Below are 24,849 nucleotides of genomic sequence, written 5' to 3'. Positions count from 1 at the left end.
ATTTAAAGAGTACTCTAGTGAATCTGCAAAAAGAGGTGTAGATAGAAAAATGTATTGTTTTAGGTGCCTATATGCAATATACTACCTTTGTGAATTAACATACAAATGAAAAAAACAATGCACATGATCATTAGCCAATCACAGGCTGATGATTGGCTAAGAGTTTGTAGAATAGGCATTGTTTAGCTTAAAGATTTGTCATTCATAAAAGTATAACGGTAAGTAAGATAGGTGACTATTATGAGCAGAAGTGTAAGACAATATATTGGAATTATTGCGGCTATTATCATTTACTATATCATCCATGAGGGGGCGCACCTCCTAGTAGCTTTTTATTACGGGGTTTTTAAGCAAATCAATTTCATGGGGCTCGGGGTTCAGGTGGATGTATATCATACCCTGATGACAGATATTCAGATGGGAATTTTCTGTCTGGCGGGTGCGATTGCAACTCTTGTTTTCAGTTGGCTTCTTATTATATTTTGTAAACCAATCTGTTCAGTAAAATCAAAGGTTTTCCGGACCATCGCATGGTATACCTCACTAGTCATGCTACTGCTTGATCCGCTATATTTGAGTGTACTTTGTGGATTTTTTGGTGGTGGCGATATGAATGGTATCTTACTGCTTTGGCAGGAATGGTTTGTGAGGGCTCTTTTTGCAGGAATTGGGATTGTCCATGCGTTGGTGATATTCCGGTACTTGCTACCTAAGTATACAAAGTCCTTTTCTGATTAAGATTATTAGCAATTGCATAAGAGCTAAACAAGATACAGGTAGAAAGCCTTGTGTATACCGTGAAAATGTTTTGATTAGCAAGAAATTTAATTAAATGATATGAACTTAACGACTTATTTGATGCTGAGCCGACGAATTTATGGGAAATTCACTCTTTCTCTTTATTCGGAAGTAGAAATGCAAGCAATGAAATGATAAAAAGGAGAATGGCAAAAGATGCTGTTTCTCCTTTTATTTTTGTAAATGAACAAATAGGTTGGGAAATGTTTGGAGCAACAAGAAATCCAGTTTTAAAATAAAATGTAGCAGAATTAAAAAGGCTTATCAACGGGCAGTTGACAAAGAAACTGATTAATTAAAGCATACTCTAATTATTAAAAAGTCGGCAAAATTGAATGGAGTATTTGATAATTCTACAATTTTAGGTATACCGTAAGATAACCCAGAGATTACTCCTAAAGAGGAATATTGTTATGAAGTTTGCGTTGTTAAAAATAAAGATTTTAATGTGGTAAAACCAGCTCATGTTGGTAAATTTCCTGGTGGGAAATATGCTGTTTTCTTGCTTGATCATACAAAAGAGGCAGTCAGTTAATTTTTGGGGCAATATTTTTTCGGAGATAGAAAGAAATAATCTATCCATTAGAGAACAACCAATTATAGAAAGATATACTTCACAAATGATTGATAATCATTTGTGTGAAATATTAGTTACTTTACAGTAACGGAGCAGGGACATTTCCTGAATTGCAGAATTCCAAACCTTATCTGATTTGTGATAAGATAAACATCATTTATTTGGGTTTTTCTACACGATAATCCAATATTCAAAGTAATATAATGAAAAATGAGCTATTGACTAAATATAAAATACAGCCTAGCTTCATTGTAGGGTGCAGGATTTTTGTTGCTCAAGAATGAACAATTGAAAAGCTCGTTAAGGGGTGATCACTATGCAAAACGCAAAAATATTAATCATTGAGGATGCAGAGACGCTTCGTAGAGAATTAACCGCATTTTTAAAAAATTATGGTTATGAAGTGGAAGCACCGGATGATTTTCAAAATGTCATGAACTATGCAAGTCAGGATGATGTTCATTTGATTTTATTGGATATTAATTTGCCTGTGTACGACGGTTATTATATTTGTCGCGAAATCCGCAAATACTCTCAGGTACCCATTATTATTGTGACAAGCAGAGACACGGAAGTGGACGAATTGATGAGCATGAATATAGGCGCAGATGATTTCATTACGAAGCCATATAACACGCAAATTTTGTTGGCACGCATTGAAAATATTTTAAGAAGGACATATGCAAAACAAGAAAGTGCTGTAATGACTTACAAGGATTTGAAGCTGCATTTGGCTAATGGGACAATTTCCTATCAAGGCAAGAAAGAGGAACTAACAAAAAATGAAATAAAAATCTTACATTGTTTAATGAAAAATAATGGAATTATTGTTTCTAGAGAACAGCTGATGGAGGATCTATGGTCATCTGATTTATTTGTGGATGACAATACGCTATCTGTTAACATTACTCGACTTCGTAAAAAGATAGAGGCAATCGGTATGGAAAACCCGATTGAAACGAGACGAGGATTGGGGTATATCATGTCATGACATTGTGGGCATTTTTAAAGGAAATAGTCGTTTTTATTACGGTTAATGTTTTTCTTTTTATGACGGTAGCATTATTTTTAGCTTTTATTTCTATACAAAAGGGTGTTATTGTTATAGTCGGGTTATGCTGGTTTGGTCCGCTGCTTACTTCTTATTTTCTTGAATTTATGAAGAAAAAACCTTTTTATGATGGGGTAATAGAAAATGTTGAAAATCTTGATCAAAAATATTTGCTATCTGAAATTATGGATGAGCCTGAATTTTTAGAAGGAAAGATTTTATATGACATTTTACGGACGAGTGACAAGCAGGTGCATGAGTATGTCAACCACTACAAGACTATGCAATCGGAATACCAAGAGTATGTTGAAGCGTGGGTCCATGAAATTAAGACACCGATTGCATCTAGTAAGCTAATAATTGAGAATTATCAAGGTGGTCCGATTGTTGGCTTAACTGAGGAATTAACGAAGATTGAGGATTATATTGAACAGGCCTTGTATTATGCGAGAAGCAGCAGTGCCAGCAAGGATTATATTGTGAAAGAATTTCGTTTAAAAGAATGTGTTTCCAAAGTAATTAAGCGAAATGCAAAAGCGTTTATTCATAAAAAGATTCAGCTTAAGTTATCAGAAATAGATGATGTCGTCTATAGTGACGAAAAGTGGGTTGAGTTCATAGTGAATCAAGTAATCATTAACAGTATTAATTATTGCTATAAAGAAAATAGTTTCATCTCTATTTATACGACTAATCATGAGCATAATCTTATACTTCATATTGTTGATAATGGCATTGGTATTGATGAAAAGGATGTCGGAAAAGTATTTGAAAAAGGATTTACAGGAGAAAATGGACGCATATACAGAAAGTCAACAGGCATCGGTCTATATCTTTGTAAAATGTTGGTAGATAAGCTGCATTTAGGGATTACGATCAAATCACAGAAGGATGTAGGAACCGAGGTAAATATCATTTTCCCGAAAAGTAAATTGGTTTTATTAGAGTCTTGAGAGAAAGGCTCTTTTTTATTACGAAAATAAGATTATTACTGATTTGTGGTATGAATTTGTATGGTGGTTTTAGCCATTAATCTCCAGTGCAAGTTGACATGTAATTCGCCACTCTCACCGGAAAGTTAAGATCAATTATCTCCATCAGTCGTTTTCCTTTCCATAGACGAAGGATTCAAATCTACACGGTACTAAACTGGAAGCTTTCAAAAATGTAAGGTTTATGCAATCAACTTCAATATTTGTATTGCTGTAGGGGGGATATACTAAAAGCATAAAAGAGAGGAGAAGGTTGTTATGAATACAGTTCTGGAAGTAAAAGATATAGAAAAATACTATGGTAATAAAGGAAATGTGTCAAAAGCCATTAATCATATAAGTTTTGATGTAAAAAAAGGGGAATTTGTTGGTATTATGGGTCCTTCAGGCAGCGGGAAAACGACACTGTTGAATTGCATTTCTACAATTGATCATGTAACAACGGGTCATATTCATATAAATGGTCAGGATATTACGACATTAAAGGCTGGAAAGCTTGAGAAGTTCCGCCGGGATGAGCTAGGATTTATCTTTCAGGATTTTAATTTGCTCGATACATTAACAGCGTTTGAAAATATCGCGATCGCTTTAACCATACAAGGTCGTAAGCCGGCTGATATTACAAAGCTAGTAAATGAAGTTGCCGATAAATTAGAGATTACGGCGGTATTAAAAAAGTTCCCATATCAACTGTCGGGTGGACAAAAACAACGTGTTGCTTCAGCCCGAGCAATTGTAACGAACCCGTCATTAATTCTGGCTGATGAGCCGACAGGAGCACTTGACTCAAAATCTGCCCGATTACTGCTAGATTTATTTGAGAAATTAAATAAGGAGTTGCAGGCTACAATTTTAATGGTCACACATGATGCGTTTACAGCAAGCTATGCACATCGGATCTTGTTTATTAAAGATGGGGAAATTTTTAATGAACTGGTGAGAGGTGATGATACGAGAAAAGAATTTTTCGGCCGTATCATTGAGGTGGTAACACTTCTCGGAGGTGACACGAATAATGTTATTTAAATTATCTGCTCGCAATGTGAAGAGAAGCTTCAAGGATTATGCAATTTATTTCTTAACATTAACATTTGCAGTCTGTATATTTTATAGCTTTAATTCGATTTCAGCTTCGGCAGCTATGTCTAGTTTAAGTGCCAGTCAGTCGGAAATGATTCAATCGATAACACAATTAATTTCAATAGTATCTGTTTTTGTTTCGATTGTGTTAGGGTTTCTGATTTTATTCGCAAACAATTTCTTAATCAGACGACGAAAAAAAGAGCTCGGAATTTATATGACGCTAGGTATGAGTAAATATAGTATATCGTTAATAGTTGTAATGGAAACACTTTTTATAGGTGTTTTATCGTTAATGGCCGGATTATTACTGGGAATATTTATATCTCAAGGATTGTCCGTTCTAGTGGTTTCGTTATTTAAGGCAGATATGACTAAGTTCGAAGTCGTCTTTTCCAGTGAAGCGATGTTCAAAACAATGAGCTATTTTGGGATTATCTTTCTGTTCGTTATGATCTTTAATAGTTTAGTGATTTCGAAGTATAAGCTCATCGACTTGCTAACAGCCGCTAGAAAAAATGAAAGCCTGAAGATCCGAAAAATATCAACATCAATCGCGTTCTTTGTTTTATCCTTCATTACTCTTGGGATCGCTTATACTGTTATTTTAAAGTATGGTTTAACAGAAAGTTTGACTGTCACGTGGACCTGCGTTGGACTGGGGTCACTTGGAACGTTTTTGTTTTTTATGTCTCTTTCTGGATTTGCTCTTAATATGCTGCAAAGAAATAATACTATATATTTTAAAGGCTTAAATATGTTTGTTCTACGCCAAATAAGCAGCAAGGTGAATACAACCTTTGTATCCATGACTATCATTTGCTTAATGCTCTTTTTCACAATTGGTGTTTTATCAACAGGATTTAGCATAAAGACGGCGGGAGAAAAACAGCTTGTAAATCAAGTGCCGTATGATGCAACATTCTACCTGTATGGAAAAGAAGATACGCAAATAAAGAATATAGATCAAGCGATTGAAATATTGGGTATGGACTTGGATGAGATGGGTGAAAATAGTTCCTTTGAATTATATGAAGCGGATTCTACGTATAACGAATTATTGCGTCCTTTTGCAAATGCAGAGTTAGAACAATACTTTGATATGGCAATCTCTCGTAAAAAAATCTTATTGATGAAAGAATCTGATTATGTAAAGCTTTTGCAAATGCAAGACATTGAACCGAAAAAGTTTAATAAAGGAGAAGTACTCCTCATATCAGATGATGAGACTTATTTTGATGCAGTGAATGCCTATATTAAAGAAAATCAGTCCATTCAATTGAACGCTATGGATTATACGATTGTTAATCGTCAAGTAGAGTACGTACAATATATAAATGATTATCCAGGAAGAGTTGCATTTACCGTGATTGTTCCAGATCAAGCTATTGAAGGTATGACACCTAATATGTCACTGTCTAATGTTAATTACAGTAGTAATAGTCAAGTAAATGAAGACGAGCTTTATCATTTAACTCAAAATGAAGAAGTTTATTCTAAATATGGTTTTTATGTCAACGTAATGACTAAGCAAATGTTGTATGACCAAAGTATTGGATCGTCTACAATGATTGTCTTTATTGGTATTTATCTTGGGATTGTGTTCCTCATTTCAAGTGCAGCTGTACTGGCGCTTCAGCAGTTATCTGAAGCGAGTGATAATATGGAGCGCTATAGCATGCTAAGAAAAATAGGTGTAACAAGTAAGGAAATTAACAAGGCGATATTCGGTCAGGTATTTATTTACTTCATGATGCCATTGTCTTTAGCAATCATCCATTCGATTTTTGGAATTAAAGTGGTCAATCAGGAACTTCTGATGATGGGTCAACCTTCCGTTTTCATACCGGCTTTGTTTACGGCGTTAATTATGATTATTGTATATGGCGGTTATTTCATAGCAACATATTCAGGGTACAAGCGCATTGTGAAAAATTAAAAGAGAAGCTGTGTCAAAAATGAGTTGTTTTGGCACAGCTTTTTTACTGTTTAAATTAGAGCTTGTAGGTGATTTTAAATTGCAAAATTTACTGTTTCAGAACGAATATCTGAATCTATGGGGAATCATACTAGTAAAAGGAATAATGGTTCGAGATTATTAGTAGTGTAATTGAATAATTGAAAAACATCTGTGAAGAGACTATGGGTTTTATTTAAAATAGTCAGAAATAATAGCGCTTGTGAGGCGCGGTTACCTCAAATGAAAGATAAAAGTTTAAAATAGCCCGCCCGTATAACGGGTGGGCTATTACAGTATCCGATATGTTGAAAGAAACCTCGGCATTATCTTTGATATTGAGTCAGCCATTTTAACGTTTCTTCTATTATTTTATCCTGCTGTTCTTTTGCCGAAATCGTGGATTTTCCGTCTCCATCTTGCGTTCCATACATTCCAAATTGGGCATGGTTTCCGCCTTTAACCTCATATAAAGTTACTTCAGACGAAAGCAAATGTTTTGTATCAGCTATTTTATCAGTTGTCGTTAACCCATCAAACTCGGCATACAGGGAGAGAATGGGGAGGTCAGTTTCTGAAAAATTACTGGAATCACTTGGATAGGAACCCAATAAGATTAAACCCTTTACATCTTCGAGATGATCGTATGCATATGATGCTGCGGCTACGCCGCCAAGTGAATGCCCGCCTATATACCAATTCGTTATATCGTTGAACTCATCTATAATTATATCCGCCTGATTAATATCGAGTAAGGCAAAGTTCAAGTTGACTTTCGGGACAATCACCAAATAACCTTTATCCGCTAAGCCTTGGGCATAGTAGCTGTATGCTTCAGGCTCTACTTTTGCTCCAGGATAAAGAATAATCCCGCTTTTTGGTTTTTCTATAGGTTCGAACACAAGCCAGTTTTCTTCCGTCTGAATGTCATCCAGATCTACGTAAGACGTAACTTCTTCTGATGCTTTGTACGTTTGTTGGGACCAAAAATAGAAGCCGGTAAGACCCAACACAAAAATAATCAATAGTATACCTAAGCTAATAGTAATAATCTTCTTCATAAAATGCCTTCTTCTCTTTCATAAATGATTTACAATTTCAATTTTAGCATAAAGAGCTTCCGTGCTATGTATAAATTCTTTCTAAAGCATAAAGCAGGTAATTCGGTTTCTTAATCAAGTAAGAATTGTAAGTCTACATCGTTCGCTGAATCGAAGCGCAAGGCAAACACCAGTTTTTTCACCAATTTTGAAGATGTGCCGGAGCAAGCAATCACTAAGGTGTTCAACACCATCATGGAAAGCAGGGTGATGCATCTGCTTGTTTTTGTACAAAAGAAGGCTACCACAGTAAAACAGCTATTTGAAGGCAAAATATCTGAGGCCTTCCCCGAGAAGCTACGCTTGGAGGAACTACCATGATTTAGTAGAATAAAAGAAAATAAGCCGGGTGGGGGAATATTCCCGAAGGTCTCTTTTGGAGGGGAATGACATGGTTGGCGTAAAAACGGTGAATCTTGACGGCGAAGAAATCCATATTTTTAATAGTGCGATATATATATTGGAAACTTCATCCGGTTTTTCGTTGGAGCTCGACATCATCGTGAGCGAGGTAGCCCTAAAGAAATATAGCAACCGTGAGAGCATCATTGCTGAAATTGAACTGACCGATAACCGAGTAATCAGCTCATTTATGTACATAAAATCAATTCCTGGCCGTCTACCGCAGTTGAACTTGAATTGCGTGATTGATGGTCCCTATGAGTAGGGCCTTGACCATATCAATGAGAACGAGACCAATTTTCCTGATATTGAGAAGGGAATTTCCCTTGCCGACATCAGGAAAGTTGAGATGCCTGATGAAAAGATCACCCTTAAGCTCACGCTGCCAATTGACCAGGTCGAATGGCTTCGCGGAAAAAAATTAAAAGAACTCAAACAGATATTCAAAGCAATTATCTATGACCAAATGAATTAATATACCGACATATTTTTAATAGAGGGAGACGGATGATAGAGCTGTTTATATATAAGGCAAATGGCTTGACTGGTGCAGACAAATCGAAGAGTTAGAATTATTGAAGAAACGGGCCGGCGGCCTGAAAACTGTATTAATAGTAATTACACGGCAACTTTTTGGTTTTTGATATCAGAATCATTAAAGGTATTGTTAAGTAGGTAAAAGTTAATTGGAAAAGCGAGTAAAAATCTCTAAAAGCTAAAATTCAATTTATGAGATCTTCAAAAGTTAAATGGAGAAGATAGGAGATTTTTTATACTAGAATTGGTATCTATATTTCTAATGGTGCTAGGAATATCACTCTTTCCGTTTCAAACAGTAAAATGATAGTTATGTTTTCTAAGATAATTTGAAAATAAAAGGGATATTAAGGATCTTGAGTTGTTTATATAGCTATAAGCAAGGGTTCTAACACCGTATAAAAGAACATGTATTCCTGTGTAGGATAAATGCATTCATAGAAGTTTAATCTTTTTGATAGAGGGAAGAAAAATAAATTAATATTTCCATATATTTCTTATTGAAATATAGATAAATACAGATTAAAATAATAAAGCAGTCAACGAGAGAGTTTGAAATTAATCAATTAGAACCTCGAGGATCGCAGGTTCGAGTCCTTAATGGTTCACCATCTTTAAACATGCGGGTGTGGCGGAATTGGCAGACGCACCAGACTTAGGATCTGGCGCCTTATGGCGTGGGGGTTCGACTCCCTTCACCCGCACTTATATGCGGAAGTAGTTCAGTGGTAGAACACCACCTTGCCAAGGTGGGGGTCGCGGGTTCGAATCCCGTCTTCCGCTCCAATGCCAAGTTATATGCCGGGGTGGCGGAATTGGCAGACGCACAGGACTTAAAATCCTGCGGTAGGTGACTACCGTGCCGGTTCGAGACCGGCCCTCGGCACTAGTTGTTTGCAAGAATGCGCCCGTAGCTCAATTGGATAGAGCGTTTGACTACGGATCAAAAGGTTAGGGGTTCGACTCCTCTCGGGCGCGCCAATTCCTTGCGGGAAGTAGCTCAGCTTGGTAGAGCACTTGGTTTGGGACCAAGGGGTCGCAGGTTCGAATCCTGTCTTCCCGACCATTCTAAAAATATGGGGCCTTAGCTCAGCTGGGAGAGCGCCTGCTTTGCACGCAGGAGGTCAGCGGTTCGATCCCGCTAGGCTCCACCATGACTAATTTAAACCCAATAGGATTTTGGTTTTGGCGGTGTATCTCAGTTGTTTAGAGCATACGGATTATAATCGTTCTGTCATAGATTCGAGTCCTACAAGGTTTATTATATATATGGAGGAATACCCAAGTCTGGCTGAAGGGACCGGTCTTGAAAACCGGGAGGCGGGTTAAACCGCGCGGGGGTTCGAATCCCTCTTCCTCCGCCATATATTATCTAAAGCAATAGTTATAGCGTTGCGGGATGGAGCAGTCTGGTAACTTGTAAGGTTCATAACCCGAAGGTCGCAGCTTCAAATACTATTCCCACAATAAATGGTCCGGTAGTTCAGTTGGTTAGAATGCCTGCCTGTCACGCAGGAGGTCGCGGGTTCGAGTCCCGTCCGGACCGCCATTTACATAATGAAGTTGGCTCAGTAGCTCAGTCGGTAGAGCAAAGGACTGAAAATCCTTGTGTCGGCGGTTCGATTCCGTCCTGAGCCACCATTATTAATTAAAATATGACAAATAATGATTTTTCCTAAATATTATGCCGGTGTAGCTCAATTGGTAGAGCAACTGACTTGTAATCAGTAGGTTGGGGGTTCAAGTCCTCTTGCCGGCACTCAAAATAATCGGAGGGGTAGCGAAGTGGCTAAACGCGGCGGACTGTAAATCCGCTCCTTCGGGTTCGGCAGTTCGAATCTGCCCCCCTCCACCATTCATTATAGGGGCATAGTTTAAAGGTAGAACAGAGGTCTCCAAAACCTCCAGTGTGGGTTCAATTCCTACTGCCCCTGCCAATAAATATGGCGATTGTGACGGAGTGGTTAACGCATTGGATTGTGGTTCCGACATTCGTGGGTTCGATTTTCATCAGCTGTCCCATAGATGCGGGTGTAGTTTAGTGGTAAAACCTCAGCCTTCCAAGCTGATGATGAGGGTTCGATTCCCTTCACCCGCTCCAAAAAATATCATAAAGGGCCTATAGCTCAGCTGGTTAGAGTACACGCCTGATAAGTGTCAAGTCGATAGTTTGAGTCGCCCATATTATTATTCCGCAGTAGCTCAGTGGTAGAGCACTCGGCTGTTAACCGAGCGGTCGTAGGTTCGAATCCTACCTGCGGAGCCATTTGGCCCCTTGGTCAAGCGGTTAAGACACCGCCCTTTCACGGCGGTAACACGGGTTCGAATCCCGTAGGGGTCATAAAACCATGTACAAGATGTACATGGTTTTTTTCTATTTGCCACAATCTTTCCATATCTATTAACCTACAACCTTTTATCTTTAGTGGGACCTACGGATGATTGAGTAAAACGCTATACACAATATTTGCATAAATAAAGTCCAAACAATCCATTAATTCAGGGTGCCAATGATTATTATATTTATACAAGCTGAATCTCTTAATTCCATTATTTCTAGAAATCTTGGGCAATTTTTGTGCAGTGTGTATGAATGAACGAAGGGATTAGAATTTTTACATCCAAGTATTAGGAAAAAACTTCTCTCAATCAAGGTTCCTATTCCTGAAATTCATCGCAATTACTTTATCCGAATAAAAAGATGTTAATTGTTCGCTCATAATATTTGTAGAGAAAATAAAATCATTTTTAATCCAATACTTTATGACACCAACTGTAGCGGAGACTTGAAAACTTAGAAAGATATCATACATTGTTTCCTGTATGTCAGTTTCTCTTTCAATATATATTTCTTTAGTAAATAAATTCCATAAAAATAGTTCAAGTCGCTTATATATATCTGGATTGTCCTCTATAAGATCTAGAGCTTTAAACAACATTTTATGCTTTTCGATATACTCAAATATGAGCTTATTAGAAGGAATAACCTCATTTAAAAACACTTTACTCTTATTTCTATATGGTTTTTTAATAGCCTGATCTATGCCTTCAATAGCATCTTGGTATAACTCTTCTAGGAGATTGATTTTATCTTGGTAATGGATATAGAAAGTACCTCTATTAAAATCAGCTCGATCAGTAATTTCACTAATTGTGATAGCATGCACATCATTATTTTCTAATATCAAATCTATAAAAGCATTTTTTAGTAACTTCTTAGTTAATTGCTTCTTTCGTATTTGTCGATTTGGATTATTCAATATAAATCACCCTTTTATTCATTTAGAGATAAACAAACATAATGAATTTGTTGATTATTCAACAAATTCATTATACCTACTTATTGAGTGTTAAGTCGATTGACTCTAACATATAAATGACAGCATTCTCTAAGAATTTAACTCTTTTAAAATGCGGAATGACATTTAGGGGGAATAATAATGGGTCTTTTAGATGGGAAAGTAGCGATTATTACTGGCGGAGCCAAAGGTATGGGGGAATTTCATTCAAGAAAGCTTTCTGAAGAAGGTGCTAGAGTTGTAATAGGAGATCTTGATATAGAAAACGGAGAAAAAATAGCAAGAGACATAGGTGAAGATAAGGCTATTTTTGTAGAATTAGATGTTACAAATCCCAAGAGTTGGGACAATGTAGTACAAAAAACTAAAGATACATTTGGCACTATTGATATTTTAGTGAATAATGCAGGTCTAGCAGGGGCAATAACTGGACTTTTAGATATAGAAGAAAGTTTGTATAAAAAAATAATTGATATTAACCAAAACGGAATATTTTACGGTATGAGAGCAGTCTTACCTACAATGGTTGAAAATAATAATGGGTCTATTATAAATATTTCTTCACTTGCCGGATTGAGACATGATATTACAGTTAATCCAGCTTATACTGCTTCAAAATTTGCTATCAGAGGACTTACAAAACAAGCAGCATATGAATTTGCTGATAAAAATATTAGAATCAATGCTATTCTTCCCGGTGCAATACTCACTCCAATGGCTGAAGCTACACTAACTAAAGAACAGATTGATGACGTGTCTCAAAATCTGCTTCCAATGAAACGTTTTGCAAATCCAGAAGAAGTTTCTGAAGTAGTTGCATTTTTAGCATCGGATAAAGCTAGTTATATAAGTGGAGCAGACTATGTAGTAGACGGAGCAAGAGCAACTATAAATAAATAATCTGCCGTATAAATTAACAAATGCAGATATGGTTTACTTTCAAAATTTCATAAAAGAGAGAGTATATCTTTAAAGGAATTAGAGTTACTTTATAGGAGGAATTACAATGGCTAGATTAGATGGTAAAGTTGCAATCATTACAGGTGCAGCAGGTGGAATGGGGTTAACAATGGCTCAAACGTTTGCTGAAGAAGGAGCAAAGGTAGTAGCGGCAGATATACAATTTGAACTTCTACAAGAAGGAGTAAATGAAATTAATGCAAAAGGCGGAGATGCCCTTGCTTTAAAACTAGATGTATCCTCTCCTGATGAATGGAAAAGTGCTATTGATGAGACTGTTAGAAAATATGGTAAGATCGATGTGTTAGTAAATAACGCTGCTATTCAGATAGGAAAAAGTGTAAAGGAAGCAACACTAGAAGAATGGAATAAAGTTCTGGCAATAAACGCAACTAGTGTATTTTTAGGAATGCAAACGGTTATTCCTAAAATGCAGGAAAACGGTCATGGGTCAATCATTAACATGTCTTCAATCGGTGCCATTGTTGGTGGAGCTCCTGATGGGTATGATGTAGCCTATAGCGCTTCTAAAGGTGCTGTTCGGTCGATGACAAAGCATGCAGCAAAAGTACTAGCAAAAGATCATATTCGTGTGAACTCTGTACATCCAGGTGTAATTAGTACCCCGATGGTAGAAAGCTCGTTGAAAGACTACCCTGAATTGAGAAAAACAATAGAAACCAATTTTCCGCTTCCACCGCATCTAGGTGATCCTAAAGACCTTGCGTATATGGTGTTGTTTTTAGCATCTGATGAGTCTAAGTTCGCTACAGGTAGTGAATTTGTAGTAGATGGAGGAGCCACCACAACAAAGTAATTAATTTCTAAGTAATAATGATTTGATTTGTTAAAGCTGTTTTTGATTACTTTTAACTTAAGATAAACATTCCAATAAATACATGCGAATGAGGTAGAAGAATTTTCTCTTTCCCGCATGTATTTTGGTTTTTTGAGACAGGACATTATTAAATCGGCCCTTCCGGTATTATAATGTATTGCATAATTCTTCCGAATAGGCCCCTGTTTGATGTAAGTAAAATCTCTATGCATTTACTCAATCTTACAGACTATCAGTATTATATTTAGGAGGAACAATAATGAAATTTGGAATTATAGGCGCAGGACCAATAGGAACAATTATTTCTAAAAAATTAGTTGAAAATGGACATGATGTCAAAATTGCAGATGCACGAGCAATTGAACATTTAGAAGGAAAAGAGCTTGCTGGAACACCTGTGCTTGTAGAGGATGTCATTAAAAATATAGAAGTTCTTATAATATCCATCCCTTTACACGTACTGCCGAGTATTCGGAACATTATCGATCAAGTCGGTGAGGAAGTAATCATTGTAGATACTTCAAATTATTATCCATATAGAGACGGTGAGATTGAAGAAATTAAAAATGGAATGGTTGAAAGTGTTTGGGTTTCGAATCAATTAGGCAGACCTATCATTAAAGGATTCAATAACTTATTAGCCTATACTTTGGAAAATGGAGGAAAATCCGAGGGTTCTAGCAGTAGAATTGCAATGGCAATTGCTGGTGATGACCCATCACGAAAACAAGTAGTCATGTACGTAGTAAACGAGCTAGGCTTCGACGCGGTAGATAGTGGTTCTTTAAGTGACTCTTGGAGACAACAACCAGGAACTCCTGCTTACTGCACAGAACTAACAAAAAATGAGCTCTTGCAAGCGTTGAAAAAAGCCAATAAAGAAAAAGCACCGTTACTACGGGACAAGGTTATGGACAAGTTTTCAGCTGGCTTGTCACATAAAGATATTGTGAATCTAAACAGAGAAATATATAATTCCTGATTTTAGGATTTTCCTATCGATTATACTATGGTATTTGATTTTATATTGAATAGAGGAATAGGTTGGGAACTAAAAAAGTGATCAAAGTTATTTTGATCACTTTTTTCATATTTTAAATCTTTTAAAGCTACACGAGCCCAGTGTTTCCGAGGTGTTCAGCTGTCTCCATATTTCCCGTTAAATCCAAAATGTTCACCAAACAGATCTGCTGTTCACTTCCGTATTTTTGTAATATACAGGGGAAATCGGTCATTTACAGAAAAACAGAAAAAAGGCTCAAACCCTTGAAACAATGAGTTTAAGCCTACTTGAAGAGTATAATCCCGACTGGAACCAGCGACCCCCACCCTGTCAATGTACTATTCCGAATCTTATACACAGTATATGCATAAATAGGATCCAAACAGTCCATTAATTCAGGGGGCAAGTGATTGTTTATACAAGCTGAATCTCTTAATTCCATTGTTTCTAGAAATTCTGTGCAATTTTTGTGCAGTGTGTATATGAATGAATATAGTAGGTGGAGGTAGGGTGATTTTCCAGTTGAAGCAGAACAAGAAGTATTAGCAGAGGGGAATTGTTTACGATAGATACAATGATACAGAAGGCATTATGGAATATGGAGAACAAATAGCCGGTGGTGGAGGATAGGGAAATATTCCATACAATGATGTTATAGATCATAAGATAAGCCTCTAGAATCTAAATTTATCTCCGTTTATTCTTAGTCAGCAACAATTTTGTTAATAACATGTCAGATTACCTATGATGATAAAAACAGCCAGGTACAATTATCTGGCTGTAAATCATTATGGATAAATACTTAACTGTTACTAATATAGAAACACTTAATGAAGCTCTTAAACTGGTATGGATTTAGAGATGGATTATCAGAAATTAAGGATGTTGGGTGCAAAACCAAAAGGTAAGAGAAAAATTGATTGGACACTGGTCAAGCTTGTAAATAAGCATGCTTTTAGAGCTTCTAATGGTAGAGAAAGACACAAATTTTTGATGAAAAATTTCTTGAATGTTGTTGATATAGATACCAATAATGCTGCTCTTAAATTAGTTTGGAAGAAGTGAAACCGGAACCTGTGGTTTTGGCTGATTATATGGAACAGTAATTAAATATAAACATAGGCAAATTGTCTATGTTTTTTTTATTTGGACAGATGAAATAAGCAATAAGTAATGTGAGCATAAGTTGGAATGTTGTTATTTTAGGTATTATTAATTGGTTATTTATGGTAAAATCAAACGAAGAATAACAAGGGGATGATACAGTGAAGAAAAGCGTGGTGGGAGTATTTATCTGTATTTTGTTGTTTATTGCAGCTTGTTCATCCGGTGAGAGTGGAAGTGTTGAAAAAGTAAATAAGAAAGATGAGGAGAAGAAAGAACCATCCGTTGAAGAAAGAGAAAAATGGGTATCTTCACGATTGTTTATAAAATCCTTTACATTAGATAAATCAGATAATGAAGAATGCTTAGTTATCACAGTTAAAGATGATTTCGGAGATAAATCGATTAGTGAACAATATCTAAGTTTGGTTGATTTTTATGAGGAATATAATGATAAATTCGGTACTACGTTAGAGGGTGGGTACCTTGATGAAATGCAAGTGAATTTTAGCAGGAAATCTTACCCTACCTACAGTATTGAATATCAAGTTTCATATTTGGTGGCGATTAGTCTCGGGGTAGAGCGGAAATCCGGAGAAAAACCTAAAGACATCATTATAGATACTCTTGATAAATTGGATAAAGAAACGGTTATGTCAGGTAAAATTGGAGGTTTAACTGAAGAAGAAGAGGAGAGCGGAAAAGAGTCCACTATTGAAGGCAGTATGATAACTAGGGACGGAGAATTGGCAGGAGATGTTGCTGATTCGGAAAGTTTTGTTTATAATGGCTTTGATTCTGATGGTTCCTTATCAAGTGGGTCGGCTACAACTAGTGGGTCAGTTTCGGAAGACGATTCAGAAACGGAGGATTCACATTCAAATAACTCATACGAGGGAACTGGAACATCTGATGATACGGAAATAGATTTGACTAGTATAAACGGCAATGAATGGATTAAGTTGACGGATAACCAAAAATTTCATGGTGTATCCAACGTCTTATATATACTAGAACAAAGAGGATATACCATAACACAGGATGAATCATTCTTTATCGCTATTATTGATGCATTTTATACGAATTCGCCTGCTGCCATGGATATGCAGGTTAGTGCGGTTTTAACGTCTGAGGGTGCTATGTTGGGGGGGATCACGGCGGGTAATTAATTCTATAACTCTACGGTCATATATGACCGTTTTTTTTGGACAAAGCAAATATCATGATGATAATAACCAAAACTAAAAAATTTCATGGTATGTCCAACCATTTTCATAGCTGCACTACTATCAGGATGATTTATGGCTGAATATTGTATATCAAAAATTGCTTCATAAAATGCTTGTGATTCGTTTAAATCCTTTACGTAAAATACGGCATGCTGCACCTTATCTAACACGGGATAATTACCATCTAAATGAATCCTTGGTTTTTGAATTTTTTTTTTGCCAATCATAGCAAATGAGGTTAAGATACCAACTGTTAGAAATAAATTTCTCTTCTTCACAAGAATCGTCCTTCCTTAAAACTGTACTGTATTGATTTGCATACCTAAATCAATCTCACCATCTTTAGACCGAATACTGGCTCGGATAACGTCATTATCTTGAAGATAATTAGGATTTTTCTTTTGTCCATTAATAAACATTTGCATCTTCTTTTCTTTGGGTATTAGAAGACTTAACAAATTTTGAACGAATGCTGGTGGAGCAGTGATGGCCACTCCAGATGGTGTTCCTGTTAATAGTAAATCACCAATCTTAAAACTTATAACTCCACTTAATTCAGCTAGTGTTTCAGCAGGTTTGTACAGTAAGTTTTGGGTATTGTTTTTTTGTCTAAGTTCACCGTATACCCATAAATTCAAATCTAACTGATGGAGATATGGAATATCGGTTTCTTCAATATCAAATCAATGAGATCGATACAACCAAATGGTATAGTAACGCCGGACAAATGAACCGTCTGCCCAAGCGAAAAAAGTGCTGTCCTCGTAATCTCATGTAAAATGTGGAGGTCAACACTTTTTTATCTATCTTTATTGTAGTCTCTAATACTCAAATAGAAGCAAGGTTTTTAGTGTGCCGAGAAATAATATAGGTACACTATCTTATTGTTAAGGTTGGATAACGGCTCTACCTTTCAGTTGACCTTTTTCCATTTGATCATATGCTTTTTCTATGTCCTCGAATGGGAATAGATCGACTTCTATCTTAATTAAATCGGATTCTGCTAAAGCAATTACTTCTTTAGCATCCGTGTATGATCCCCCTTGAAAATTGAACACTTCTGCGTCAAACGGAAAACTACCATACCAAGGTTGCTTATTTGTCCCTTGACCAGCTCCGACCAGTCCATATGATCCACATTTCCGGACAACCTTTAATGCAAATTCAATGGTCGAATCAAAACCTGCGAAGTCTAAAACTGCTTCTACTCCACGACCATTTGTCATATCCATTATTTCTGACAAGGTAGATTCATTAACACCTTGCACAGCAAAATCTGCTCCTAGCTCTTTTGCAATTTTTAACCGATTTTCATTCATATCCACTGCTATTATGTTTGCTGAACTCATAGCAGATATAAACTGTATCGCATAACTACCCAATCCACCAGCTCCAATGACAATTACACTTGAACCTGGAATTAATTTAGGCAATATACGTTTTACAGCATGATAGGAAGTTGCACCTGCATCTGTTAGAGGTCCCGCTTTTATAGGATCTAGGGAGTGAAGTTTAATAATGTGCTTAGTGTTTGTTACTAAGACATAATCAGCTAACCCTCCATCTCTTCCATAACCACGGCCTGCCAATCCATAGTCGCAATTATTAGTTAACCCCTTCATACAGTATTCGCACTCTCCACAAAAAGCAGAACTTGTAAGTGCTACAGCTTCTCCTTTTTCAAACCCTTTAACATCTTCACCAACTTCTTCAATATATCCTCCAATTTCATGTCCAAGAGTAAAAGGCATTTGCCAACCAATGGCTTCACCAATTTCTTTACTCATGGTCTTCATCCCGATATCCGAGTGGCATAAACCATTCCCAGCAACCTTAACAAGAACCTCACCTCTTTTTGGTTGCGGGACTTCTAATTCTACAAATTGAGGATCTTGTCCCCATTCTATCATTCGATACGCCTTCATTTTTTTCACTGTAATATCCCCTTTGCCTTAATAGAAAACTATTTATATATTTTATCTCAAAGAATTTTTTTTAAAATAACAAGCATTCTGGATAGGATTGGCGGTACATCAATCTGGTGTAATGGTGTATACCTTGATATATTTCGTCTAAACTAATTTCATTTTCATTCACCTCCCTTTTACCTATACAATTCGTCAAAAAGGAAACAATTTCCTGTTTATTTGCATAATTGGAGTAAACTTTGTTGGTTGGGCCTTACAATAAGCCCTATAAATCGTGTCATTCTTATTTTGATAGGAGAAATGGTGTGTGTATTCAACTTTATATGGTCTGTGAGTACCTTCTTCAAAGACTAGGAAATTATCTTCATAAATACTACATTGTAATTAAAGATTCCTTTCAATTTGGTGTTTCCGCTGAATGGCTAGCTGACTTAGTTGTTGAAGGAAAGAAGATAGCGACAACTTCTGGTTTTGTATTTTATGAGTTAGAAAAGGAACCTATCCCACAGGCTGGTGAATACTCGATTGTTTTAGATGGGCAGGATAATCCAGTCGCAGTCATTCAAAATCAATCGGTTGAAGTTGTTCCGATGAATGAGGGTACAGAGGAATTCGCTTTAGCTGAAGGTGAAGGAGATTATCCATATTGGTGGGATGTTCACGAAGAATTTTTTATCCAAGCATTAAAAGAGTTTAATATAGAATTTACACCAAATATGTTAGTTGTATGTGAACGGTTTAAAAAAGTATATCCTAAATAAAGTGTAAAATATCTTATGCATCAGTGGGGCTTTTGATCCGAGAAGGATTAAAGCCTATTTATGTTTCATTTCTTATTGACGGAAAGGGGCAGGTTAGATTTTCTTTCAATTCTCCGATACCTTCTCATACAAGTCTACTTCCTCAAAAAGAATGTATGGAATTTCATTCACTTCTAATACCTGCACCACATCATAAACTGCTCCACTCGGCTGTTATTTAGCTTAAGCCATACAGGAAGAGAAATATTATAAACAGGCAAATAAAGATCAAAAAAACTAAACAAAAACAAACAGATATTTATCAAAATATACATATATGTGTAAAATACGGTACGAATTAACAATAAATAATCGAAATTATCCCATAGGAGTTATGATATTTAGTACAATATAACTATAAAGGTACAAAGGGGAGATCGTGATGACTACTATTCGAAAAGCTGATTTCTATTATGGGTCTTTACTATCGGTTTTTATCAATAATGGAATGGCACCAGCGATTGTGGAACCAGGAGAAAATAGGCGGGTTTATTCAGTCACAAATGATGAAGGGGAATATGAGATATATACGAAATACGCCTCCATGCCTGGGGTACGAAAGAATAAACACACAAAGACCTGGACGTTTTCCTTTTCAACAGAAGAATTGGAGAGAATTAAACAGTACCAAGATAATGGAAAAAAGTATGCCTTTGCCTTTATATGTGGGCAGCATAATAAAATGCAAGATAGTGAGATTGCTATCCTAACTTTAGAACAAGCCAAAGATTGTCTTGACATCGATTTCAAAAGAGAAAGTCACCGGATAACAGTAAAGGCCGTAAAGGGAAAACGAGGACTCAGTGTTTATGGTACGGGTCGGGCTGATCAGTTAAATGGCAGAGATAATACCCTTCGAATTAAACGAGTGGCCTTACCCATGATTGAAGGGGGAGTTACAATTAGCTAAACAAGAAATAAATATTGGATATGAAGAAAAGCAATAAAAAATGAAATTATTCTCACCATTCTTGCCATTGAAATAGCGTGAAAATAAGGTTAAAAATAGTTTTATTACTGAAATGATATATTGTATGTATTCATTTTTATTTGCTCTCTTAAATTATAAAAAATGACAAAATCTTTTGGAGGTCATTTAAACGCTTTATGAAGAATAATTGGTTAAAAGAAATAATTGCTGCAATTAATAATTTAGGTGGAGAAGGAACTCTTGAAGAAATATATAAAGAGTTTTCTGAAGGTAAAAGTATTAAATTAAGCTCATATACAGACTGGAAATAGCAGGTTAGAAAGAATATATATTTACATTCTAGTGATTGTGATATTTTTAAAGGTTCACCAGGCGATGAAAAAGATATTTTCCATTCTGTGGAGGGAAAGGGAGCAGGAAAGTGGGGGATACGAAAAATGAATGCTAAAACAACCATTTTTCCATTTGTTTTAAATACTGAATACAAACGTACTGATATCCATGATAGCTTTGGTGGTAACAGATAAAGAGGTATATCCATATCTAGAGAAAATCCAATGATTTTTATTTTTTCTGGTAAAGAGGGAAAAATATATGGATATGAGGATGGATGGAACAATGAAGGCACTTATGTCTATACTGGTGAAGGCCAAGTGGGAGATCAGGTTTTTAAAGAAGGAAATAAAGCATTAAGGGATCATGTTGAAAATGGTAAAGATGTATTTTTGTTCGAGAAGAATGACAAAAATGGACTATACAGATTTGATGGTCAGCTAACATTGATCGGTCATCACTTTGATGGAGGACCAGATAAATTTGGAAATATGCGAAGAGTGATCATTTTTAATTTCGCTAATATTAAACAAATAAATCCTGACACAGAAGTTATCTCGAATATAATAGAAACAAATGATCTTGAAGAATTACGAAAAATAGCCCAAAAATCAAATTTTATCAATACACATTCAATTAAAGAAAGGAAGCAAATAATAAGGAAACGTTCAGCAGCTGTAAAAAAATACGCTCTCGTTAGATCTAAAGGTATTTGTGAAGCATGTAATCAAGGTGCTCCTTTTTTTACAATAGAGGATCAGCCCTTACTAGAAGTTCATCATCTATATCGTTTATCAGATGGTGGAATTGATCATCCGGAAAACGTTGCTGCAATTTGTCCTAACTGTCATAGAAGAGTACATTATGGTAATGATAAGATAGAATATAATAATAAACTTATATCCATCATTAATAAAAAAGAAAAATTACTAAATAACTAACTTTTTTTTACAACTTTAAGGGGCAGTAGGTCTTCTTTCATTGCCCTTTAAATTTTCTCCACTAACTTTTAGTTTTTTTTATTTTCCTCATTCTTATTGATAAGTTAAATCTTTTGTTTAGGTATTTCCTGGCACTATTATAAGTTTAAAACGTCCTTCAGCTTCAGTTGTGATAATGTCATCTTGTTTACCTTCCCAATATTCACTTACATCATGTATAGTTCGTATAAATTCACCTAAAGGCAATTATACTCCTCCAAAAAGCTGGAGTTCGCCTAGTTCAAAATACTTTTGATACTGATACAAATCCTCAACAAGTCGGGAAAAGTAAAACGTTATGGCAAGCAAATTATCGAATTGTTGATAGTGTACGAAAAGATTTGCTTTTAGAAAAATTCGAAGCCATGCAAAATAACTAATGACTTAAGCCGAGATGAGGCATAATCTCATAAAATAGCGGAAACGTCGACTACTTATCACCATTAAGCTGTCTTAAGTTTTGTATATAACAGATTTCCTCGTATAAACTGCATGCCTATTGTTAGACACAATTAACAATTTGAGGTGCAGTTTTTTTGATCAAATATACCCTAAACAAGATAAGTGGTACATCGGATTGTGCAATTTATAATGGAAGGACATTTCATACAAATACGGCTTGAGACCCTAGAATAAAGGTTTCAAGCCGTTGAAAGCATTTTATTATGTTCTATTTGATAGATGGCAGCTAAAATTAAGGCTTAAAACTCACACAAAACAGATTTGCACACCGGCTATAAATGAATCACCCAATCCAATAGTATATTTAGGATTATCGATATATTTGGTAGGGACAATTATTGTTTCATTTGCATAATTACTATTAGCTATTATTTCTCTATTAGACATTCCTTTTTTACTTAAAGGGAGCTCTAGAACTCTGGATATTTGTTTCATAGACCCATACCAACCAAGCATAGCCTTTGTAGTAGCAAGCATATTGCCATATACAAGACCGCTTTCAATGTCAATATCAAGTTTATCTCCTACATACATAGAATAATCTTTCGTATGTACAACTACACCCTTGTTAATCATTAGATTCTGTTTAATAAATTTCATTCCTTCTATACATGAGATTATATCTTCAATGTTGATATTAAAGTTATACATTTTTAGCATATTTTCTAATTCTTCTTCATTCATACAGACAATATCTACATCTGAATATATTGTCTCTATACATAATTTCTTTATCATATTGCTATGGTAATGAGCATCCTCAAAAAAAACAATGCCTGACTCATTGTTAGCCTTATATTTTTTTATATGTTGTTTTATAAAATCCAAACGTTCTTTTAAAATATTTTGATCTTTAATGGCATTAAAACTAGAGAGCACATTACTACTAATTTCTTTTGCATGCGTTTCTATATATTCAAAATAGGAGTGTGAGAATGGTAATCTTTCGTTAACTGTGATTTTTGTAACAATCAAGCGATTTGAAACAGGTATAAGCAATTCTTGCTCTCCTAATCGGATAACATCACCTTTTTTAAATTGTATAATGTAGTGTATTTCTTGTTCGGATCTTTGAGTGACTTGATTTGTATGAATCAATTTTCCATCTGGAGATATTGTATATATATGGGGTGAACAAAGGATATCACAAACCTTTTTTGAATCATCGGTCATATGAATAATCGAAGGAAATTCAATGGCAGATAATGCCATAGCTGCTTGGGCTGCAGTTCCTCCTATACCATTCTTAGTCAAAAAGAAACTTTCGATAATTTTAAAATCTTCTATCTCTACCTCTCCACCAATACCGTTACCACAAAAATATACTAAAGTACTTAAAAAATCTTGCACTGTTTTTATTACCTTCGATGCTTTCAGGTCAAATAAGTGCTCTCCGTGCATATATTCTGCAAGGAGTTCATTTAAAATATCAATTTGAAAATCGCATAAAATATCTAAATTACTTGTATACCCTAGAGCAGGCATTTTTGTAGAGTTACGTGTATTTTTATATAATTTTTCATATGTTTCTATATATTTATCTTCAATTGTCATGTTTACATCCCTCTATTTTAAAAGATATATTAATTTAAATATTGGCTTTTTCTAAAGAATATAAACTAGTCAGCTTTCATGTAACTTATATTGTTTACTAGCTTTTAATCGCCCCGGATGTCATTCCAGCAATAAAGTATTTTTGGAAAAACAAGAATAGTAGTAGAATTGGTAACGAACCAAGTATGCTCATGGCCATCATTTGGTTCCACTCGTAAGCATGCTGACCCATTAATAAGCTAATTCCTACTGGAACAGTTCGAAATTCGTTTGTCTTAGTTAAAGCTAGGGCAAATAAATATTCGTTCCACGATAACATAAAGGTATACATTCCTACAGAAACTATCCCAGGAATTGATACAGGAACTAAAACATTCCAAAGTGCTCTGAATCTAGTTCCACCATCAATCATAACTGCTTCATCTAAGTCTTTTGGCAAAGTATTAAAATATCCAGTCATCATTAATATTGCATAAGGTAATGTAAATAAAAGGTAAGTTAATATTAATGCGCCATATGTGTTATACAATCCCATTGTAACAATCAAACCTAAGTAAGGTATTAATAGGGTTATAGGTGGTACAGCCTGAACACTAATAATAATTGTATTGATCACTTTTTTACCTGGATAATCAAATCTACTAAAACTGTATGCGGCAAGAATACTGACAATTAAAGTCAAAATTACAACAGCAAAAGCTATAAAGTAGCTATTAATGAAAAATCTGATTTGTTCTGGATTATTGAAAATTTCAATGTAAGCATCAAATGTAAAATTTTTGGATATCCATAGAGGTGGCCAAGCAAAAATTTCTGAGTTTGGCTTAAAGGAACTTAGAAACATCCACAATACTGGTAATCCAGCAAAGATTGTTCCAAGAATTAATAAGACTATAGATAAAACTTGAATATACCATTTTTTTTCTCCAACCAT

24 protein-coding genes, 15 tRNA genes and 1 pseudogene are annotated in these 24,849 nt (G+C 35.4%); 32 read left to right on the top strand and 8 right to left on the bottom strand.

Annotation, left to right across the window (positions count from 1 at the left end; genetic code table 11):
• Positions 1-240: 240 nt before the first annotated feature.
• The 6 genes and pseudogenes from FHY45_RS05330 (at position 241) to FHY45_RS05305 (ending at position 6,437) form a co-directional block, all read left to right on the top strand.
• Positions 241-738, top strand: a complete 498-nt coding sequence (locus FHY45_RS05330; RefSeq protein WP_139891069.1) for a hypothetical protein — start codon at positions 241-243, stop codon at positions 736-738.
• Between the two features lie 376 nt (positions 739-1,114).
• A pseudogene (locus FHY45_RS05325) lies at positions 1,115-1,463 on the top strand (GyrI-like domain-containing protein); the annotation flags it as partial.
• 228 nt (positions 1,464-1,691) lie between these two features.
• A complete protein-coding gene (locus tag FHY45_RS05320; protein ID WP_139891068.1) occupies positions 1,692-2,366 on the top strand; it encodes a response regulator transcription factor in 675 nt (224 codons plus the stop codon).
• A complete protein-coding gene (locus FHY45_RS05315) occupies positions 2,363-3,379 on the top strand; it encodes a sensor histidine kinase (RefSeq protein ID WP_139891067.1) in 1,017 nt (338 codons plus the stop codon). The genes FHY45_RS05320 and FHY45_RS05315 overlap by 4 nt, the downstream gene beginning before the upstream one ends.
• A gap of 297 nt (positions 3,380-3,676) precedes the next feature.
• Positions 3,677-4,444, top strand: coding sequence for an ABC transporter ATP-binding protein (locus FHY45_RS05310; protein WP_139891066.1), 768 nt, complete (start codon positions 3,677-3,679; stop codon positions 4,442-4,444).
• A complete protein-coding gene (locus tag FHY45_RS05305) occupies positions 4,434-6,437 on the top strand; it encodes an ABC transporter permease (RefSeq protein ID WP_139891065.1) in 2,004 nt (667 codons plus the stop codon). Before FHY45_RS05310 ends, FHY45_RS05305 begins: the two co-directional genes overlap by 11 nt.
• A gap of 344 nt (positions 6,438-6,781) precedes the next feature.
• On the opposite strand, the gene FHY45_RS05300 is transcribed toward FHY45_RS05305, so the two are convergent.
• Entirely contained in the window at positions 6,782-7,516 is a 735-nt protein-coding gene (locus tag FHY45_RS05300) for an alpha/beta fold hydrolase (protein ID WP_139891064.1), read from the bottom strand.
• Between the two features lie 430 nt (positions 7,517-7,946).
• On the opposite strand from FHY45_RS05300, the gene FHY45_RS20825 reads away from it, so the two are divergent.
• The 17 genes from FHY45_RS20825 to FHY45_RS05215 all read left to right on the top strand — a co-directional run bounded on the left by FHY45_RS20825 (position 7,947) and on the right by FHY45_RS05215 (position 10,835).
• Complete coding sequence (locus tag FHY45_RS20825) at positions 7,947-8,222, top strand: hypothetical protein (RefSeq protein ID WP_257468924.1); 276 nt, start codon at positions 7,947-7,949, stop codon at positions 8,220-8,222.
• 84 nt (positions 8,223-8,306) lie between these two features.
• Positions 8,307-8,432, top strand: coding sequence for a hypothetical protein (locus FHY45_RS20820; protein ID WP_257468923.1), 126 nt, complete (start codon positions 8,307-8,309; stop codon positions 8,430-8,432).
• Between the two features lie 684 nt (positions 8,433-9,116).
• Positions 9,117-9,198 (top strand) — tRNA-Leu (locus FHY45_RS05290).
• 7 nt (positions 9,199-9,205) lie between these two features.
• Positions 9,206-9,280: transfer RNA gene (locus tag FHY45_RS05285), tRNA-Gly, on the top strand.
• Between the two features lie 14 nt (positions 9,281-9,294).
• A tRNA-Leu gene (locus tag FHY45_RS05280) sits at positions 9,295-9,380 on the top strand.
• Between the two features lie 18 nt (positions 9,381-9,398).
• Positions 9,399-9,475: transfer RNA gene (locus tag FHY45_RS05275), tRNA-Arg, on the top strand.
• Positions 9,476-9,483: 8 nt separating this feature from the next.
• Positions 9,484-9,560 (top strand) — tRNA-Pro (locus tag FHY45_RS05270).
• 12 nt (positions 9,561-9,572) lie between these two features.
• Positions 9,573-9,648 (top strand) — tRNA-Ala (locus FHY45_RS05265).
• 117 nt (positions 9,649-9,765) lie between these two features.
• Positions 9,766-9,858, top strand: a tRNA-Ser gene (locus FHY45_RS05260).
• Between the two features lie 108 nt (positions 9,859-9,966).
• A tRNA-Asp gene (locus FHY45_RS05250) sits at positions 9,967-10,043 on the top strand.
• Positions 10,044-10,059: 16 nt separating this feature from the next.
• A tRNA-Phe gene (locus FHY45_RS05245) sits at positions 10,060-10,135 on the top strand.
• Positions 10,136-10,180: 45 nt separating this feature from the next.
• Positions 10,181-10,253 (top strand) — tRNA-Thr (locus FHY45_RS05240).
• 12 nt (positions 10,254-10,265) lie between these two features.
• Positions 10,266-10,349: transfer RNA gene (locus FHY45_RS05235), tRNA-Tyr, on the top strand.
• 8 nt (positions 10,350-10,357) lie between these two features.
• Positions 10,358-10,431 (top strand) — tRNA-Trp (locus FHY45_RS05230).
• 90 nt (positions 10,432-10,521) lie between these two features.
• Positions 10,522-10,595: transfer RNA gene (locus FHY45_RS05225), tRNA-Gly, on the top strand.
• Between the two features lie 90 nt (positions 10,596-10,685).
• Positions 10,686-10,760 (top strand) — tRNA-Asn (locus FHY45_RS05220).
• Positions 10,761-10,763: 3 nt separating this feature from the next.
• Positions 10,764-10,835 (top strand) — tRNA-Glu (locus FHY45_RS05215).
• Positions 10,836-11,139: 304 nt separating this feature from the next.
• On the opposite strand, the gene FHY45_RS05210 is transcribed toward FHY45_RS05215, so the two are convergent.
• Positions 11,140-11,754 carry a TetR/AcrR family transcriptional regulator gene (locus FHY45_RS05210; RefSeq protein WP_139891610.1) on the bottom strand — a complete coding sequence of 205 codons (615 nt, stop codon included), beginning with the start codon at positions 11,752-11,754 and terminating at the stop codon, positions 11,140-11,142.
• Between the two features lie 180 nt (positions 11,755-11,934).
• Between FHY45_RS05210 and FHY45_RS05205 the strand changes: the two genes are divergently transcribed.
• From FHY45_RS05205 to FHY45_RS05185, 5 genes are all read left to right on the top strand, one after another.
• Positions 11,935-12,693 (top strand): SDR family NAD(P)-dependent oxidoreductase, encoded by a 759-nt coding sequence (locus FHY45_RS05205; protein ID WP_139891609.1) that lies wholly within the window; start codon positions 11,935-11,937, stop codon positions 12,691-12,693.
• A gap of 106 nt (positions 12,694-12,799) precedes the next feature.
• Entirely contained in the window at positions 12,800-13,570 is a 771-nt protein-coding gene (locus FHY45_RS05200; RefSeq protein WP_139891608.1) for an SDR family NAD(P)-dependent oxidoreductase, read from the top strand.
• A gap of 280 nt (positions 13,571-13,850) precedes the next feature.
• Entirely contained in the window at positions 13,851-14,573 is a 723-nt protein-coding gene (locus FHY45_RS05195) for an NADPH-dependent F420 reductase (protein ID WP_139891607.1), read from the top strand.
• Between the two features lie 882 nt (positions 14,574-15,455).
• The gene (locus FHY45_RS05190) at positions 15,456-15,659 is read left to right on the top strand and encodes a hypothetical protein (protein ID WP_139891606.1); all 204 of its coding nucleotides are present in this window, start codon (positions 15,456-15,458) and stop codon (positions 15,657-15,659) included.
• A 200-nt stretch (positions 15,660-15,859) separates the two neighbouring features.
• Positions 15,860-16,867, top strand: coding sequence for a hypothetical protein (locus FHY45_RS05185; protein WP_139891605.1), 1,008 nt, complete (start codon positions 15,860-15,862; stop codon positions 16,865-16,867).
• A 2-nt stretch (positions 16,868-16,869) separates the two neighbouring features.
• Here FHY45_RS05185 and FHY45_RS05180 read toward each other — a convergent pair whose 3' ends face one another.
• The 3 genes from FHY45_RS05180 to FHY45_RS05170 form a co-directional block, all read right to left on the bottom strand.
• Positions 16,870-17,205 (bottom strand): Ntn hydrolase family protein, encoded by a 336-nt coding sequence (locus FHY45_RS05180; RefSeq protein ID WP_139891604.1) that lies wholly within the window; start codon positions 17,203-17,205, stop codon positions 16,870-16,872.
• Positions 17,206-17,220: 15 nt separating this feature from the next.
• Positions 17,221-17,589, bottom strand: a complete 369-nt coding sequence (locus FHY45_RS05175; protein ID WP_257469005.1) for a fumarylacetoacetate hydrolase family protein — start codon at positions 17,587-17,589, stop codon at positions 17,221-17,223.
• Between the two features lie 225 nt (positions 17,590-17,814).
• Complete coding sequence (locus FHY45_RS05170) at positions 17,815-18,852, bottom strand: NAD(P)-dependent alcohol dehydrogenase (protein ID WP_139891616.1); 1,038 nt, start codon at positions 18,850-18,852, stop codon at positions 17,815-17,817.
• Between the two features lie 326 nt (positions 18,853-19,178).
• Between FHY45_RS05170 and FHY45_RS05165 the strand changes: the two genes are divergently transcribed.
• From FHY45_RS05165 to FHY45_RS05155, 4 genes are all read left to right on the top strand, one after another.
• Complete coding sequence (locus FHY45_RS05165; RefSeq protein WP_139891615.1) at positions 19,179-19,616, top strand: ASCH domain-containing protein; 438 nt, start codon at positions 19,179-19,181, stop codon at positions 19,614-19,616.
• A gap of 421 nt (positions 19,617-20,037) precedes the next feature.
• A complete protein-coding gene (locus tag FHY45_RS05160; RefSeq protein WP_139891602.1) occupies positions 20,038-20,565 on the top strand; it encodes a hypothetical protein in 528 nt (175 codons plus the stop codon).
• A gap of 197 nt (positions 20,566-20,762) precedes the next feature.
• Entirely contained in the window at positions 20,763-20,897 is a 135-nt protein-coding gene (locus FHY45_RS20815) for a hypothetical protein (RefSeq protein WP_257468998.1), read from the top strand.
• Between the two features lie 222 nt (positions 20,898-21,119).
• Complete coding sequence (locus FHY45_RS05155) at positions 21,120-21,860, top strand: SRA domain-containing endonuclease (protein ID WP_483861444.1); 741 nt, start codon at positions 21,120-21,122, stop codon at positions 21,858-21,860.
• A gap of 117 nt (positions 21,861-21,977) precedes the next feature.
• On the opposite strand, the gene FHY45_RS20810 is transcribed toward FHY45_RS05155, so the two are convergent.
• From FHY45_RS20810 to FHY45_RS05145, 3 genes are all read right to left on the bottom strand, one after another.
• Complete coding sequence (locus FHY45_RS20810; RefSeq protein WP_257468997.1) at positions 21,978-22,106, bottom strand: hypothetical protein; 129 nt, start codon at positions 22,104-22,106, stop codon at positions 21,978-21,980.
• Between the two features lie 501 nt (positions 22,107-22,607).
• A complete protein-coding gene (locus FHY45_RS05150) occupies positions 22,608-23,915 on the bottom strand; it encodes an ADP-dependent glucokinase/phosphofructokinase (protein ID WP_139891600.1) in 1,308 nt (435 codons plus the stop codon).
• 97 nt (positions 23,916-24,012) lie between these two features.
• Positions 24,013-24,849: a carbohydrate ABC transporter permease gene (locus FHY45_RS05145; RefSeq protein ID WP_139891599.1), complete on the bottom strand. Its 837-nt coding sequence runs from the start codon at positions 24,847-24,849 to the stop codon at positions 24,013-24,015.

Source organism: Bacillus sp. D386 (genome assembly GCF_006346415.1).
Note: the sequence above shows the minus strand (reverse complement) of the source record. Positions and strands in the feature narration are given on the sequence as shown.

What these genes read in the sequence shown, in the direction of transcription:
- FHY45_RS05190 (WP_139891606.1), top strand. Translation starts at nt 15,456, where the DNA reads ATGGATTATCAGAAATTAAGGATGTTGGGTGCAAAACCAAAAGGTAAG.
- FHY45_RS05200 (WP_139891608.1), top strand. Translation starts at nt 12,800, where the DNA reads ATGGCTAGATTAGATGGTAAAGTTGCAATCATTACAGGTGCAGCAGGT.
- FHY45_RS05330 (WP_139891069.1), top strand. Translation starts at nt 241, where the DNA reads ATGAGCAGAAGTGTAAGACAATATATTGGAATTATTGCGGCTATTATC.
- FHY45_RS05320 (WP_139891068.1), top strand. Translation starts at nt 1,692, where the DNA reads ATGCAAAACGCAAAAATATTAATCATTGAGGATGCAGAGACGCTTCGT.
- FHY45_RS05310 (WP_139891066.1), top strand. Translation starts at nt 3,677, where the DNA reads ATGAATACAGTTCTGGAAGTAAAAGATATAGAAAAATACTATGGTAAT.
- FHY45_RS05205 (WP_139891609.1), top strand. Translation starts at nt 11,935, where the DNA reads ATGGGTCTTTTAGATGGGAAAGTAGCGATTATTACTGGCGGAGCCAAA.
- FHY45_RS20820 (WP_257468923.1), top strand. Translation starts at nt 8,307, where the DNA reads ATGCCTGATGAAAAGATCACCCTTAAGCTCACGCTGCCAATTGACCAG.
- FHY45_RS05300 (WP_139891064.1), bottom strand. Translation starts at nt 7,516, where the DNA reads ATGAAGAAGATTATTACTATTAGCTTAGGTATACTATTGATTATTTTT.
- FHY45_RS05165 (WP_139891615.1), top strand. Translation starts at nt 19,179, where the DNA reads ATGGTCTGTGAGTACCTTCTTCAAAGACTAGGAAATTATCTTCATAAA.
- FHY45_RS20815 (WP_257468998.1), top strand. Translation starts at nt 20,763, where the DNA reads ATGAAGAATAATTGGTTAAAAGAAATAATTGCTGCAATTAATAATTTA.
- FHY45_RS05160 (WP_139891602.1), top strand. Translation starts at nt 20,038, where the DNA reads ATGACTACTATTCGAAAAGCTGATTTCTATTATGGGTCTTTACTATCG.
- FHY45_RS20825 (WP_257468924.1), top strand. Translation starts at nt 7,947, where the DNA reads ATGGTTGGCGTAAAAACGGTGAATCTTGACGGCGAAGAAATCCATATT.
- FHY45_RS05315 (WP_139891067.1), top strand. Translation starts at nt 2,363, where the DNA reads ATGACATTGTGGGCATTTTTAAAGGAAATAGTCGTTTTTATTACGGTT.
- FHY45_RS05305 (WP_139891065.1), top strand. Translation starts at nt 4,434, where the DNA reads ATGTTATTTAAATTATCTGCTCGCAATGTGAAGAGAAGCTTCAAGGAT.
- FHY45_RS05195 (WP_139891607.1), top strand. Translation starts at nt 13,851, where the DNA reads ATGAAATTTGGAATTATAGGCGCAGGACCAATAGGAACAATTATTTCT.
- FHY45_RS05170 (WP_139891616.1), bottom strand. Translation starts at nt 18,852, where the DNA reads ATGAAGGCGTATCGAATGATAGAATGGGGACAAGATCCTCAATTTGTA.
- FHY45_RS05145 (WP_139891599.1), bottom strand. Translation starts at nt 24,849, where the DNA reads ATGGTTGGAGAAAAAAAATGGTATATTCAAGTTTTATCTATAGTCTTA.
- FHY45_RS05150 (WP_139891600.1), bottom strand. Translation starts at nt 23,915, where the DNA reads ATGACAATTGAAGATAAATATATAGAAACATATGAAAAATTATATAAA.